The sequence below is a fragment of the Actinomadura sediminis genome, from assembly GCF_042675525.1.
GTDB lineage: Bacteria > Actinomycetota > Actinomycetes > Streptosporangiales > Streptosporangiaceae > Spirillospora > Spirillospora sediminis.
Genome location: NZ_JBHTJA010000017.1, coordinates 41,336 through 55,246, shown reverse-complemented (window position 1 = coordinate 55,246; position 13,911 = coordinate 41,336). Strand labels below are relative to the sequence as shown.

11 protein-coding genes are annotated in these 13,911 nt (G+C 74.5%); 5 read left to right on the top strand and 6 right to left on the bottom strand.

Annotated features, from left to right (window positions below):
* Window positions 1-20 precede the first annotated feature (20 nt).
* The 4 genes from ACFQ11_RS12085 to ACFQ11_RS12070 all read right to left on the bottom strand — a co-directional run bounded on the left by ACFQ11_RS12085 (window position 21) and on the right by ACFQ11_RS12070 (window position 5,847).
* Window positions 21-3,203 (bottom strand): ATP-dependent helicase, encoded by a 3,183-nt coding sequence (locus tag ACFQ11_RS12085; RefSeq protein ID WP_378298310.1) that lies wholly within the window; start codon window positions 3,201-3,203, stop codon window positions 21-23.
* Between the two features lie 159 nt (window positions 3,204-3,362).
* Entirely contained in the window at window positions 3,363-3,671 is a 309-nt protein-coding gene (locus ACFQ11_RS12080; protein WP_378298308.1) for an MGMT family protein, read from the bottom strand.
* Window positions 3,671-5,047, bottom strand: a complete 1,377-nt coding sequence (locus ACFQ11_RS12075) for a S8 family serine peptidase (RefSeq protein WP_378298306.1) — start codon at window positions 5,045-5,047, stop codon at window positions 3,671-3,673. The genes ACFQ11_RS12080 and ACFQ11_RS12075 overlap by 1 nt, the downstream gene beginning before the upstream one ends.
* On the bottom strand, window positions 5,035-5,847 hold the full coding sequence (locus ACFQ11_RS12070) for a hypothetical protein (RefSeq protein WP_378298304.1): 813 nt from the start codon (window positions 5,845-5,847) through the stop codon (window positions 5,035-5,037). Before ACFQ11_RS12070 ends, ACFQ11_RS12075 begins: the two co-directional genes overlap by 13 nt.
* A 152-nt stretch (window positions 5,848-5,999) precedes the next feature.
* Here ACFQ11_RS12070 and moeZ point away from each other — a divergent pair, with 152 nt between their 5' ends.
* On the top strand, window positions 6,000-7,181 hold the full coding sequence (moeZ, locus tag ACFQ11_RS12065) for an adenylyltransferase/sulfurtransferase MoeZ (RefSeq protein WP_378298303.1): 1,182 nt from the start codon (window positions 6,000-6,002) through the stop codon (window positions 7,179-7,181).
* Window positions 7,182-7,307: 126 nt separating this feature from the next.
* On the opposite strand, the gene ACFQ11_RS12060 is transcribed toward moeZ, so the two are convergent.
* Complete coding sequence (locus tag ACFQ11_RS12060; protein WP_378298301.1) at window positions 7,308-8,579, bottom strand: MFS transporter; 1,272 nt, start codon at window positions 8,577-8,579, stop codon at window positions 7,308-7,310.
* Window positions 8,580-8,680: 101 nt separating this feature from the next.
* Between ACFQ11_RS12060 and ACFQ11_RS12055 the strand changes: the two genes are divergently transcribed.
* Window positions 8,681-9,556 carry a LysR family transcriptional regulator gene (locus ACFQ11_RS12055; protein ID WP_378298369.1) on the top strand — a complete coding sequence of 292 codons (876 nt, stop codon included), beginning with the start codon at window positions 8,681-8,683 and terminating at the stop codon, window positions 9,554-9,556.
* Here ACFQ11_RS12055 and ACFQ11_RS12050 read toward each other — a convergent pair.
* Window positions 9,532-10,248 (bottom strand): TetR/AcrR family transcriptional regulator, encoded by a 717-nt coding sequence (locus tag ACFQ11_RS12050; protein WP_378298299.1) that lies wholly within the window; start codon window positions 10,246-10,248, stop codon window positions 9,532-9,534. The two genes, ACFQ11_RS12055 and ACFQ11_RS12050, sit on opposite strands and share 25 nt — an antisense overlap.
* Window positions 10,249-10,400: 152 nt before the next feature.
* Here ACFQ11_RS12050 and ACFQ11_RS12045 point away from each other — a divergent pair, with 152 nt between their 5' ends.
* The 3 genes from ACFQ11_RS12045 (at window position 10,401) to ACFQ11_RS12035 (ending at window position 13,903) form a co-directional block, all read left to right on the top strand.
* A complete protein-coding gene (locus ACFQ11_RS12045; RefSeq protein WP_378298297.1) occupies window positions 10,401-12,596 on the top strand; it encodes an MMPL family transporter in 2,196 nt (731 codons plus the stop codon).
* A 174-nt stretch (window positions 12,597-12,770) separates the two neighbouring features.
* Window positions 12,771-13,073, top strand: a complete 303-nt coding sequence (locus ACFQ11_RS12040; RefSeq protein ID WP_378298296.1) for a hypothetical protein — start codon at window positions 12,771-12,773, stop codon at window positions 13,071-13,073.
* Window positions 13,074-13,228: 155 nt separating this feature from the next.
* A complete protein-coding gene (locus ACFQ11_RS12035) occupies window positions 13,229-13,903 on the top strand; it encodes a hypothetical protein (RefSeq protein ID WP_378298295.1) in 675 nt (224 codons plus the stop codon).
* The last annotated feature ends 8 nt before the right edge of the window (window positions 13,904-13,911 follow it).

The window sequence follows — 13,911 nt, the reverse complement described above, 5'->3', positions numbered from 1 at the left end:
GGCCCCCCGCGTTCTCCCGCCTACTCACCGACCTGCCCGCCCTCGTCGTGGACGGGGCAGCAGGAGCGTACGGGACACGTCCGACACTTGTCGTTGGCGCGCGCCTGGAAGACGTCCGAGGCCATGCCGGTCGCGACGACCTCGATGAGCTTCTTCGGCCACTCGGGATCCGGGTCCTCGGACGGGGGCGGCTGCGCCTGCTCCCGCGCGCGCGCCGCGAACGCCGCCTTCCCCACCTGGACGAGCTTCGCGCCGCCGGGCTCGATGAGGCCGTGGCGCTCGAACGCGCCCAGCATCACCGCGTACTGGTACACGCCGAGCTGCGGGTGCCGCGCCAGGTCGTCCTTCGGCACCGCGGTCGTGGACGTCTTCACGTCGATGATCACGGCGCGTCCGTGCTCGTCGCGTTCGGCGCGGTCGATGCGGCCCTTGATGACGACGCGGCCGAGGTCGACCTTGAACGACTCCTCCAGCGCCACGACCTCGTTCGGGTTGTCGCGGTGCCACGTCAGGAACTTGTCGACCATCGCGGCGGCCTGCTCGCGCTGCTTGTCGGAGTACCACGAGCTGCGGAACTCCAGGTCGTTCCAGATCTCGTCGAGCCGCTCAGCGACGTGCACCTCGTCGATCCCGTCGTCCGCGCCCGCCATCTCGGCGACCGCGTGCACGACCTTGCCCATGGTGCTGAACTCGTTCGGGCCGCCCTCCTGCGCGCCGACGGCCGACGCCAGCAGCCACCGCAGCCCGCAGGTCGTGAACGCCTCCACCTGCGACGGCGAGATCGTGATCTGCTCGTCCTCGGCGAACGCGGGCCCCGGGTCGGACAGGGCGGTGATCGCGTACCAGTTCTCCGGACGGGCGCCCCGCACGCCCGCGCGCGCGAGGCGCGCGAGGTGCCCGGCGGCCGCGCGCCGCAGCGGTTCCGGGCGTCCGGGGTCGGCGACGACCGAGCGGAGGTCGGCGACGAGGGCCGACAGGGAGAGCCAGCGCGTCTTCTCGTCGAGCTGCGACTGCTCGATGGCGCCCGGCAGCAGCTCGTTCAGGAACCGCGAGGGGCGCTCCTCCGCGTCGTCGCCGCCGACCGCCGTCACGACGAGGCGCCTGCGCGCCCGCGTCACCGCGACGTAGAAGAGCCGGCGTTCCTCGTCGAGCATCTTCGCGGCCATCGACGCGCCGACCGCGGGCCCGCCGGCCGGGCCGTCCTCCTGCGAGCCCGCGTGGTGCTCGACGAGTTCCTCGACGCCCAGCAGGGAGCCGCGCAGCCGCAGGTCCGGCCAGACGCCCTCCTGGACGCCCGCGACGACCACGACGTCCCATTCGAGGCCCTTGGACCGGTGCGCGGTGAGGATCCGGACGGCCTCGCCCTCGGGCGCCTGCTCCGCGAGCGTGTCGCCCGCGATCTCCTGGGCGGCGATGTTGTCGACGAACAGTTCCGGGCCCGCCTGCGGGAGCCGGTCGACGAACCGGGCCGCGTGGTCGAACAGCGCGACGACGGCGTCGAGGTCCCGGTCGGCCGCGGCGCCGCGCGTCCCGCCCCGGACGCTCTGCTCCAGCAGCACGTCCGCCTGCCCGCTCTCGCGCCACACGTCCCACAGGACGTCCTCGGCGGTCCCCCCCTCGGCGACGCTCCGGCGCGCCGTGTCGATCAGGTGGGCGATGCGCTCCGCCGGGCCCCGCACCCGTTCGTGGACGAGCGCCACCTCCCGCGGGTCGTTCACCGCCGCCACCAGCAGGTCGCCCAGCGGACGGTTCCCGCCCGAGAGCTCCTCCAGGTCGCGCAGCGCGCGCTTGAGCCGGCGCATGCCGAGTGCGTCCGCGCCGCCCAAGGGGCCCGTCAGGAGGTCCTCGGCGACCGCGTCGTCCAGGTAGTCCTTCTTCAGCGCCGCCCGCAGCAGCACCAGGAACGGGCGGACGGCGGGTTCGGACACCAGCGGCACCTCGTCGCCCGCGACGACGACCGGCACCCCGGCCTGCGCGAGGGCGCGCCGCAGCACCGGCACCTGCCGGACCGCGCTGCGCACCAGCACCGCCATCCGCGACCACGGCACCCCGTCGAGCAGGTGCGCGCGCCGCAGCTCGTCCGCGACCAGCGCCGACTCCTGCGACTCGGAGTCGGCGATCACCGCGCGGACCTCGCCCTCCTCGGCACCGTCCGGCGGGACCAGGGCCCGGTGCTCCGCGGCGGCGGACGACCCGGCGGGCAGCCGGCGCGCGATCCGCCGCGACGCCTCCAGGATCTCCGGCCCCATCCGGCGGCAGTGCCGCAGCGCCACCACGGGCGCCGGGTCCCCGCCGAGCGTCCGGAACCGTTCGGGGAACTCCAGGATCCCGCGCACGTCGGCGCCCCGGAACCCGTAGATCGACTGGTCCGGGTCGCCGACCGCCACCAGGTCGCGGCCGCCGCCCGCCAGGTGCCGCAGCAGCGCCTCCTGCGCGGGGTCGGAGTCCTGGTACTCGTCGACGAACACGACGTCGTAGGCGTCCCGCTCCCGGCTCCGCGCGTCCTCGTCGGCGAGGGTCTCCGCCGCGATCTGGATCAGCTCGCCGTAGTCGTAGGTCGGGACGGGATCGAGCGCGAACCGGTCCTCGTAGCGGTCCATGAACCCCGCGATGGCGTGCCAGTCGTCGCGTCCCCGGACGCGGCCGAGCGCGTCCAGGTCGTCCGGCAGGTAGCCGCGCTCGACCGCCCGCAGGACGAAGTCGCGCAACTCCTCGGCGAACCCCCGCGTCGCCAGCGCCGCCCGCAGCCGCTCCGGCCAGCCGGGCGCCCCGTCCGCGAGTTCGCCCTCGAGCAGCCGCCGCACCTCCAGGAGCTGCTCGGGCCCGGACAGCAGGCGCGGCGCCGGTTCCCCGTCGTCGACGGCCTGGCGGCGCAGCACCGCGTACGCGTACCCGTGGAACGTCAGCGCGAGCGGCGTCCGCGTCGTCCGGTGCAGCCGTCCCGCGATCCGCTGCCGCAGCTCCCCGGCCGCCTTCCGGCCGAACGTGAGGACGAGCACCCGCTCGGGGTCGACGCCCCGGTTCTCGATCCGGTCGACGACCGCCTCGACGATCGTCGTCGTCTTCCCGGTGCCCGGCCCCGCCAGCACCAGCAGCGGCCCCCCGGCATGCTCGACCACGCGCCGCTGCCGGTCGTCCAGGACGGGCGCGGCGGCCCGCGCGGGACCGGCGCGGCGGACGAGGCGGTAGGAAGCAGGCGGCACAACAGTTCATTGCAGCAGATCAACGAGCATGATCGGACCACAACGCACCCATGTCGCGGAAGTGTGCAGGGTGGAACGCCGAAGTGAAGGTGACCGGACGGGGCCGGACGGGCCCGAGTGGCGCAGGCGGGTGCCAGTGGCGCAGGCGGGGTCGTCCGGTCAGGCGGGGTCGTCCGGGTTCCAGCGGGCGCGCGCCATGTCGACGCGGCGGCCGTCCGGGCGCAGCGGGGTGCCCTCCGCCCGCCAGTGCTCGTGCGCTCGCACCTCGTCGCAGCGCGGCGGGCTGCCGTCCGCCCGGATGACGCGCCACCACGGCACGCCGCCCCCGAACAGCGACATGACCCGGCCCACCTGGCGCGGCCCGCCGCGCCCGATCAGCTCGGCGATGTCCCCGTACGCCAGCACCTTCCCGGGCGGGATCCGCTCGACCGTCTCCAGCACGGCCTCGGAGTACTCGTCGGGTTCCATCACCCGATCGTCTCGCGTCCGCCGGGCCGCCACGGCCCGGCCCCGGAATCCGGCCCGGAATCCGGCCCGGAATCCGGCCCGGGTCCCGGCCCGGTCCGAAGACCGGGCAGTTGGAGGCCGGGCCGCGCCAGACCGGGCGGGCCCCCGCCAGGCCCCCCGCCGGGGACGGACGGGCGCGCGGCGCGCGGGTGGCGGCGGGCGAACAGCATCGAGATCCACAGCGCGGCGATCGTCCCGCCCAGGATCCCGCCGACGACCATGACCAGCACACCCGTGAACCAGGCGGGACGCTCGATGACCCGCACCGGCTCCGGCTCGGCCGCGCCGAACCGCCGCCCCGGCGGCTTGCCCGCGGTCGTCTTCGCCCGCTCCCGCACCAGCTTCGCCGCGGCCGTCAGCGACCGCGCCGCGTGCACCACGCCGAACCCCGTCTCGGCGTCGTAGGTCTCCGCGGGCCCGTCGCGGGTCCCGTCGACGATCGCCTGCGCGACCAGCGCCGGCGGCAGCTCCGGGTACTCCGCCTTGATCAGCGCCGCGATGCCGGACACGAGCGCGCTGGAGTCGCTCGTGCCGCTGCTCAGCGCGTACCGCCCGCCCGGCAGCGCCACCGGCAGCCCGGCACCGGGCGCCGCCACGAGCACCGAGTAGTTGCTGTTGGAGAACGGGGCCCGCCCGCCGCCCGTCCGGGACGCCGCGACCGCGATCACGCCCGGATACGACGCCGGGTACGAGTACGGCGCGAACCCGTGGCCGTCCCGCAGGTCCGGGTCGTCGCCGTCGTTGCCGACCGCCGACACCACCACGGCGCCCTTCGCCATCGCGTACGCGATCGCCTGCCGCTCCGCCGTGATCTCGCCCTCCTTGCCGAGCGAGAGGTTGATGACGTCCGCGCCCCGGTCGGCGGCGTGCCGGATGCCGCGCGCGACGGCCTGCTCGGCCTTCTTCGAGCGGCGGAACCGCCCGTACGAGGCGTCCTCCTCCTCGGCGATCGCCCGGATCGACAGGATGTGCGCCTCCGGGGCGACCCCGATGATCCCGTCGCCGCCGCCCGGCCCGTGGCCGTGCCCGGCGATCAGCGACGCCATGCCGGTCCCGTGCAGCCGCTCCGGCCTCGTCCCGGCGTCCTCCTCCGCGAGCATGTTGGGCCCGACGGTGACCGAGCCCTTCAGGTCCGCCTGGTCCGGGTCGACGCCCGAGTCGACGACCGCGACCGTCACGCCCTCGCCGCGCGTCACCTTCCACGCCTGGTCCACGCCGAGGACGTCCAGGACGGGCCGCTGCCGGTCGCGCACCTCGTCCGCGCGGGCCGGGGCGGCCGGCAGCCACGCCACGGCGCACGCGGTCAGCGCCGCCGCCGCGCGCCTCAGCACTGCCACTCGCGCTTGGCGCAGTCCGGCAGCGCCGGCGTCGACAGCGACTCCTCCAGGGCGTTCGCGAGCTGCGGCGCCAGGAGGAAGGGGCGCCCCGGGCGTTCCCGCTCGATGGCCGCCGCGGGGCGCCCGTCGGTGTGCCCGGACGTCGTCAGCAGCACGTACGGGCCGCCGCGGTCGCTCCCCCGGGCCTGCCGGGCCGCGTCGGTGAACCGCCCGGAGGCCGTCCCGGGGAACGCCGCGGCCTTCAGCGCGGGACGCACCCCGCCGGATCCGTCCGGTTTCTTCGTCCCCGGCAGCTCCTTGAACGCGCGGTCCGCCTTGAACGCGTCCGGGAAGACCACGACGCCGACGGTCGTCACGATCCCGTTCAGGGCCCCCACGTACGTCGCGCGCAGGATCGCCTTGCACCCGTGCCGGGCGAGCGTCTTCACCATCGCGGGGTCCACGGCCCCCGCGCAGTCGGTGTCGGGCACGATGCCCGTGCGCGTCGCGTACTCGGTGACGCCCTTCTCGACCCGGTACGGGACCCGGTCGGGGAAGATCCGCTCCGCCGGCCACGCCTGCCACCTCCGCGCCACCTCGGCCCGCGACGCGATCTCCAGCTCGGCGTCCGTCGGGTCGCGGGTGTAGGACGTCCACACGCTGCCCAGCGCCGCCACGGACGCGAGCAGGTAGCAGCAGCCGACGACGATCGCGACGACCATCCACTGCCGTCCGCGCAGCCCGAGCACGGTGACGCGCGGGGGCGGATCCGGTGGGGGGAACGGCGCAGGGGGCTGGGGAGAAGGGGGCAGGAACGCCACAACAGCCTAGATTAGCTGCGCTCCCGGCATTCCGCCCCTCGCGCCGGGGTGACGGCGGGGAATGCGGCCGGTCATGGCAAGGTTGTGCCGAGTGGGGACGACGATGTCCCGCCCCCCCTGAACAGCCGAGCGTCAGCACAGGAGCACCCACCGTGTCGTTGCCACCTCTGGTCGAGCCCGCAGCGGAGCTCACCCGTGACGAGGTCAACCGCTACTCGCGGCACCTGATCATCCCCGACGTCGGAATGACCGGTCAGAAGCGACTCAAGAACGCGAAGGTCCTGGTCGTGGGCGCGGGCGGGCTCGGCTCCCCGGCCCTGCTCTACCTGGCCGCCGCGGGCGTCGGCACCCTCGGCGTCATCGACTTCGACGTCGTCGACGAGTCGAACCTGCAGCGGCAGATCATCCACCGGCAGTCGTCCCTCGGCAAGCCGAAGGTCGAGTCCGCCGCCGACACCGTCCGTGAGATCAACCCGCTGATCGACGTCGTGGTCCACAACACGGCGCTCGACCGCGACAACATCATGGACATCTTCGGCCAGTACGACCTCATCCTGGACGGCACCGACAACTTCGCCACCCGCTACATGGTGAACGACGCGGCCGTCCTGCTCGGCAAGCCGTACGTGTGGGGCTCCATCTACCGCTTCGACGGGCAGGCGTCGGTGTTCTGGGCCGAGCACGGCCCGTGCTACCGCTGCCTCTACCCCGAGCCCCCGCCGCCCGGCATGGTGCCGTCGTGCGCCGAGGGCGGCGTGCTGGGCGTCCTGTGCTCGTCCATCGGCTCCATCCAGGTCAACGAGGCCATCAAGCTGCTGACCGGCATCGGCGAGCCCATCGTCGGCCGCCTGATGATCTACGACGCCCTGGAGATGACGTACCGCTCGGTCAAGGTCCGCAAGGACCCCGAGTGCCCGCTGTGCGGCAAGAACCCCACGCAGACCGAGCTCCTCGAGGACTACGAGGCGTTCTGCGGCGCCGTCTCCGAGGAGGCCACCGAGGCCGCCAAGGACTCGACGATCTCCGTGCACGACCTCAAGGCCATGCAGGACCGCGACGACGACATCTTCCTCGTCGACGTCCGCGAGCCGAACGAGTACGAGATCGTCTCGATCCCGGGCGCGACCCTCATCCCGAAGGGCGACTTCCTGAACGGCTCCGCCCTCGAGCGGCTGCCGCAGGACAAGAAGATCGTCCTGCACTGCAAGTCGGGCGTCCGCTCCGCCGAGGCCCTCGCCGTGGTGAAGAACGCCGGCTTCGCCGACGCCGTCCACGTCGGCGGCGGCGTCGTGGCCTGGGTCAACCAGATCGACCCGAGCCTCCCGTCCTACTGACGCGCCCCGAAGGCCCCCGGAACCGGACGGTTCCGGGGGCCTTCGCCGTCGAACCCGCAACGGCCCTCGCGGCCGCCTCCGGCCGCGGGGCGCCCGGCGCGCACCGGCCGGTTCGCCGGCGCCGCGCTACGCCGGGCCCGCCTCCGAGGACGTGGACGAGCGGTGCGCCGGGCCCGCCGGGTGACGATCGTCCGCGGGGCCGCTCCGGGCCGCGTCGGGGGCGCGGCCGGCCAGGGCGGTGAGGAGGGCGGCGGCGGCCAGTGCGGCGCCCAGGTACGGGACGCCGCCGGGGCCGTCCATCACCAGCCCGCCCGCGAACGCGCCGAGCGCGATCGCCCCGTTGAACACGCCCACGAAGAGCGCGGTCGCGCGCTCGGTGTCGCCCGGCGCGGACGCCATCAGCCACGTCTGCGCGCCGACCGACACGCCGCCGTAGGCCAGGCCCCACGCGACCATCAGGACGGCCGCGCCCGCGAGCGTCGTCCCGAACGCCGGGACGAGGACGACCGCGCAGGCCAGCCCGCCCGCGAGCACGGCGAGGGTCGCGCGCGGAGCACCGGGTGCGCGCAGGCCCGCGACGAAGTTCCCCGCGACGCCCGCGAGCCCGTACGCCAGCAGCAGCGTCCCGACCGCGCCCGGCCCGAGCCCGGCGCTCTCCTCCAGGACCGGACGGACGAACGTGTACACCGCGAAATGCCCGGTGACCAGCAGGGCGGTGATCACCAGGCCGGTCCGGACGGACGGACGGGCGATCGGGTGCGCGGCCGTGCGGGCGTCCCGGCGGGGCGCGCGTCCGGCGGGCAGCCGCGGCAGCAGCACCGCCATCGCGGCCGCGACGGCGACGGCGAGCCCGGCGGCCGCCGCGAACGCCGCGCGCCAGCCGGCGAGCGCCTGGAGGTACGTCCCGAGCGGCACTCCCAGCACCGACGCGACCGCGATGCCGCTGAAGACGAGGGACGTGGCCGCGCCGACGGACGCGGGCGGGACGAGCCGGGGGGCGAGGCCCGCCGCGAGCGTCCAGACGCCGCCCATGCCGAGCCCGACGAGGACGCGGGCGCCGACGAGCACGGGGAAGTTCGGCGCCCAGGCGGCGAGCAGGTTCGCCGCCGCGAGCAGCAGCATGAGGGCGACGAGGGCCGTGCGCCGGTCGGCCCGCCCGACGGCGCGCGGGACGAACGGGGCGGACACGGCCGCGACGAGGCCGGTGACGGTGAGCGTCCACCCGGCCGTGCCCGCGCCGACGTCCAGGGACGCGCCGATGGGGGTCAGCAGGCCGACCGGCAGCATCTCGGACGTGACGACGGTGAACGTGGCGGCGGCGACCGTGAGCACCGCGAACGGGCGGCGCGGCGGGCCGTCCGCCGGCGCCGAGGGAGGCTTCCCGGAGACATCGTGCATGTCGCTCATCTCACGGCCGGGAGGCCCGCCGAACAACGGCGGATCCCTCATACTCCGATGAGCGCGACTCATCGACGCAGGCCGGAGGGTGTGCCGTGGGGCTGGAGATCCGGGAGCTGGAGTGCTTCCTCGTGCTGTCCGAGGAGCTGCACTTCGGCCGGGCGGGCGAGCGCCTCTACGTGTCGCAGAGCCGGGTCAGCCAGTTGCTGCGGTCGCTGGAGACGCGGCTCGGCGCGCGGCTGGTCGAGCGGACGAGCCGGCGGGTGCGGCTGACGGCGTTCGGCGAGGCGTTCGCCGCGTCGCTGCGGCCCGCCTACGGCGCCCTCGCGGGGGTCGTCGAGGAGGCGCGGGCGGCCGCCCGCGGCCGCACCCGCGTCGGCTTCCAGGGCGCGGTGTACGAGCAGGTCACGCGGGCGATCGCGGAGCTGCGCCGGGACCGGCCGGAGCACCGGGTGGAGATCGCGGAGATCCCGCTCGGGGACCCGTTCGGCGCGCTGCGGCGCGGCGAGGTGGACGCGGCGGTGGTGCTGCTGCCGGTACGGGAGCCGGACCTCACGGTGGGGGCGGTGTTCTCGCGGCGGCCGCTGGTGCTCGCCGTCCCGGCCGGGCATCCGTTCGCGCGCCGGGCGCGGCTGGCGGCCGAGGACCTCGCCCGCACCGCGCTGATCCCGGTCGAGGGTCCCGCGCCGGGGTACTGGCGGCGGTTCCACTGTCCCGCGGCGACCCCGGACGGACGGGCGATCCCGCACGAGGACGGCGTCCGCACCCTGCAGGAGGGGCTCACGCTCGTCGGCGCCGGGCGGGGCGCGATGCTGCTGTGCGACGCGACGGCGCACCACAACCGCCGCGGCGACGTCGCGTTCGTCCCGGTCGGGGGCCTGCCGGAGTCGGCGCTCGGGCTGGTGTGGGCCGGGAACGGGACGGCCGCGCTGCGGGCGCTCGCCGCGGCGGTTCAGGGACCGGGCGGCGGCACGTAGCGCAGGTGCAGGACCCCGGCGAGTTCGCCGAGCATGAGCTCGAACATCGGCTCGGGGTCGTCGAGGGCGAACTCGAGGTGCCCGAAGACCTCCAGGCTGACGGCGCCCTGCAGGCGGACCCAGCACTTGAGGAACTGCAGCACGACGCCCAGCGGGAGCGAGACGCCGAGGTCGGCGCGGTAGCGGGCGAGCTGGTCGCGCAGGCGGGCCGGGATGTCCTCGTCGGCGGGGACGGGGAACGGGCGTTTCTCCCACAGGTCGAGGAACAGCGCCATGAACGTCCAGCCGAACCGGCGGGCGCACTCCTGGGCGAAGTCGGTCTCGCCGTCGTGGCCGGCGCCGCGGACCGGGACGCCGAACAGCAGCCCGTACTCGCGGGGGTGGGCGAGGGCCCAGCGGCGGAACCGCCGCGCGACGGCGTGGAACTTGGCGCTCATCTCGTCCGGCGGGACGGCCTTGGCGGCGCCCATCAGCTCGGCGGTGAGCTCGGTGAAGATCTCGCCGATCAGGTGGCGCAGCAGCTCGCCGTGGCTGCCGAAGTAGCGGTACAGCGCGGGCGCCGTCATCCCCATCTCGCGGGCGATGGCGCGGAGCGTCACCGCGTCCGGGCCCTGCTCGATGAGGATGCGGCGGGCGGTCTCGGAGATCTCCCGGACCGTCGCCGCCCGCACCCGGTCTCGCCGTGTCGCCACCTGCGCCGTCTCCTTCCGTTCGACCGGCCGCCTCCGGTCGTTCCCGCATGATCCCGCAAATACACCGTTGACGAAAGTGAATCCTGTATGCGAAGTTAACGGCGTTCGCAGTTAACGGCATTCACTCACGTGACTGCCTGTAATGGGGGTCGATGATGTTCGACAGATGGGGACGGTGGGTGGACCGGCGCCGCCGCTGGGTGCTCGCCGTGGCGGGCGGCGCGCTGGTGTTCGCGGGCGTGTGGGGAACCGGCGTGTTCGGCGCGCTGGCGCCGTCCGGCGGGTTCGACACTCCGGGCAGCGAGAGCCACCGGGCGGCGGCGATCGCCGAACGCGACCTCGGACGGGACACGGCCGACATCGTCGTCCTGTACCGGGGCGGCACGACGGTCGACGACCCCGCGTACCGGGCGGCCGTCGAGGCGGCCCTCGCGGACCTGCCGGCGGACGAGATCGCCTCGACCGCCACGTACTGGACGACCGGGGCGCCGCAGTTCGTCAGCGAGGACCGCACCGGCACCTACGCCGTCCTGCGGCTGGCCGGGGCGGACGACGCGGAGCGCGAGGAGGGCTACGCCGCGATCCGCGACGACCTGACGCGCGTCGGCGGCGGGCTGACCGCGCAGGTCGGCGGGGCCGTCGCCACGAACGTCGAGATCAACGAGCGGGTGGCGCAGGACATCGCGCGCGCCGAGATGATGGCGATGCCGGTGCTGCTCGTGCTGCTGGTGCTCATCTTCGGCGGGCTGGTCGCGGCGAGCCTGCCGCTGCTGGTCGGGGGCCTGGCGATCCTCGGCTCGTTCACCGCCCTGCACGTCCTGACGTACATGACGGACGTGTCCATCTTCGCGGTGAACATCACGACGTTCCTGGGGCTCGGCCTCGCCATCGACTACGGGCTGTTCATGGTCGGCCGGTACCGCGAGGAGATCGGCCGCCGGGACCGCGCGGACGCCCTGGCCGCCACCATGGCCACCGCCGGGCGGACGGTCGCGGTCTCCGGCGTCACGGTCGCGGTGTCGCTGTCCGGGCTGCTGCTGTTCGACCAGAACTTCCTGCGCTCGATGGGCTACGGCGGCATCGCCACCGTGTTCGTCTGCATGGTCGGCGCGCTCACCGTGCTGCCCGCCCTGCTCGCCGTCCTCGGCCCCCGCGTGAACGCGCTCTCGTTCCGCCGCCGGGCCCCCGGCGGCGGCGGGCGCGGCGAGGCCCGGTGGGCGCGGCTCGCGCACAGCGTCATGCGCCGCCCGGCGGTCTACGCCGTCGCCACGGTCGCGTTGCTGCTCGCGCTCGGCGCCCCGTTCCTGCGCATCGACTGGGGCGGCGTGGACGCAGAGGTCCTGCCGGCGGACGCGCAGGCGCGGGTCGTCGCGGAGGCCCTCGAGACCGACTTCCCGCGCAACGCGACGAGCCCCATCGAGGCCGTGGTGACCGGCACGTCCGACCGGGGCGCGATCCAGGCGTACGGGGACCGCCTGGCCGCGCTCGACGGCGTCACCGGCGCGACCGTCACCGGCTCCGGCACCGGCACGGACGGCGGCACGACCCGGATCGCCCTCGCCTACACCGCCGACCCGAACTCCGACGAGGCCCGCGACCTCGTCGAACGCGTCCGGGACGTCCTGCCGCCGCCCGGCGCCGACGCGCACGTCGGCGGCGCCACCGCCACCGTCGTCGACGAGCTCGCGAGCCTGGGCGCGACGCTGCCGTGGGTCGCGCTGCTCGTCGGCGCGGCCACGTTCACGCTGCTGTTCCTGGCGTTCGGTTCGGTCGTGCTGCCGCTCAAGGCGATCGTCATGAACGCGCTGTCGCTCGCCGCGACGTTCGGCGTCGTCGTACTGATCTTCCAGGACGGCAACCTGTCCGGCCTCCTGGACTTCACCGCCACCGGGACGATCGCGCCCGCGATGCCGATCCTGATGCTCGCGATGCTGTTCGGCGTCTCGATGGACTACGAGGTGTTCCTGCTGTCGCGCGTCCGCGAGCAGTACGACCTCACCGGCTCCACCACGGCGGCGGTGGCGGCCGGCGTGCAGCGGACGGGCGCGGTCATCACCAGTGCGGCGCTGCTGTTCATCGTGGTCATCGGCGCGTTCGCGACGTCCGGCATCACGTTCATCAAGATGACGGGCGTCGGCATGGTCGTCGCGATCCTCGTGGACGCCACGGTCGTGCGGGCCCTGCTCGTCCCGGCGACGATGCGGCTGCTCGGCCGCGCGAACTGGTGGGCGCCCGGCCCGCTCGCCCGGGTCTACCGCCGGTACGGGATCCGGGAGGGCGACGCGCCGCCCGGCGCGCCGCCCGCCGGGGCGGAACCGGCGCCCGCCCCGCCGGTGCCGGTCCGCTGACCGTCCGGACAAGGGAAACGCACCACCAAGTGAGCGAAAGCGCTTGTGCTCGCCCATGAGCGGGGAGAGACTGAACGCGATTCGCCCGGCTGCCCGCGCGTGACGCGCACCGCGACGGAGCCCGCCCGGCGTGCACTCTCACCGCTCATGGGACGTTCCCTTGGAGGCATCACCATGCCCGTGCAGGCGATCACCGAGGCCGAAGAAGCCCTCGGACACCTGGAGCACCTCACCGACGTGCTGCGCTCGCGCGGCTGGACGGTCGAGGTCTCGGCGCACGCGGACCGCTGGCCGAGCGCCCTGGTCGCCAACCCCGACATGCCCGCGATGAACGAGTCGGTCATCGCCGTCCAGGAGGGCCCCGACCGCGTCTGGACGTACTACTACGGCTGGGGCGAGCGGATCGCGCCCTGCACGGACGCGCCGGCCGCCGCGGCCGCGCTCGTCCGGGTCCTCGCCGTCCGGCGGGACGCCTAGCGCGGGCGGCCCGGCGGGACGGCCGGGGCTCCCCACCGCCGTGTGGGATTCTCTTGACCGGCTCAGGGCATGTGAGTCGTGCATCGTTCACTCTCCGTGAGGATGATCGTGAGCCACCGGTCATCGCGGACCGGTACCTACGGAGAGGAACACTCATGCGACTGCCCGCCCGGGCCGCCGTCACGCTGGCCGCGGCCGGCGCCGTACTGCTGCCGTTCGCCGCGCCCGCCGCGGCCTGCCCCGACGACGACCACGACGGCAAGGGCCATCACGGTCACCACGGGCACGGCCACGGCAAGGGCCTCGGCTGGGGCCACCACGAGGGCGACCACGACGGCAAGGGGCACCACGGCGGCCACCACGGCGACGGCCACCACGGCGACAAGGGCGACCACCACGCCCGCAAGCACGTGGTGGGCGGCCCGACGTACGTGTACGACCCCTACTTCAAGAAGGTCGACACGCAGGTCGTCACCGAGCTCGACGAGCGCGGCACGACCGTCCGGCTGAAGGTCTCCGACGTCCCCAAGAAGTACTGGGGCAAGACGATGGGCACGCACGTCCACGAGAACAAGTGCGGCCTGAAGCCCAAGTCGTCCGGCGACCACTACCAGAACCCGGACGCCCGGAAGCACACCCCGCTCCGCAAGAAGGAGATCTGGCTCGACCTCAAGGTCAAGAAGGGCGGCAAGGGGCACGCGAAGGCGTGGGTGCCGTGGCGCGTCGACAAGAAGGACGCCCGGTCGGTGGTCATCCACGCGAAGCCGACCAACCCGAAGACCGGTGACGCCGGCGACCGCCTCATCTGCACGGACGCGGTGTTCTTCTAACCGCGGCG

What these genes read in the sequence shown, in the direction of transcription:
- ACFQ11_RS12080 (WP_378298308.1), bottom strand. Translation starts at nt 3,671, where the DNA reads ATGGAACCCGACGAGTACTCCGAGGCCGTGCTGGAGACGGTCGAGCGG.
- ACFQ11_RS12060 (WP_378298301.1), bottom strand. Translation starts at nt 8,579, where the DNA reads ATGCACGATGTCTCCGGGAAGCCTCCCTCGGCGCCGGCGGACGGCCCG.
- ACFQ11_RS12045 (WP_378298297.1), top strand. Translation starts at nt 10,401, where the DNA reads ATGATGTTCGACAGATGGGGACGGTGGGTGGACCGGCGCCGCCGCTGG.
- ACFQ11_RS12040 (WP_378298296.1), top strand. Translation starts at nt 12,771, where the DNA reads ATGCCCGTGCAGGCGATCACCGAGGCCGAAGAAGCCCTCGGACACCTG.
- ACFQ11_RS12035 (WP_378298295.1), top strand. Translation starts at nt 13,229, where the DNA reads ATGCGACTGCCCGCCCGGGCCGCCGTCACGCTGGCCGCGGCCGGCGCC.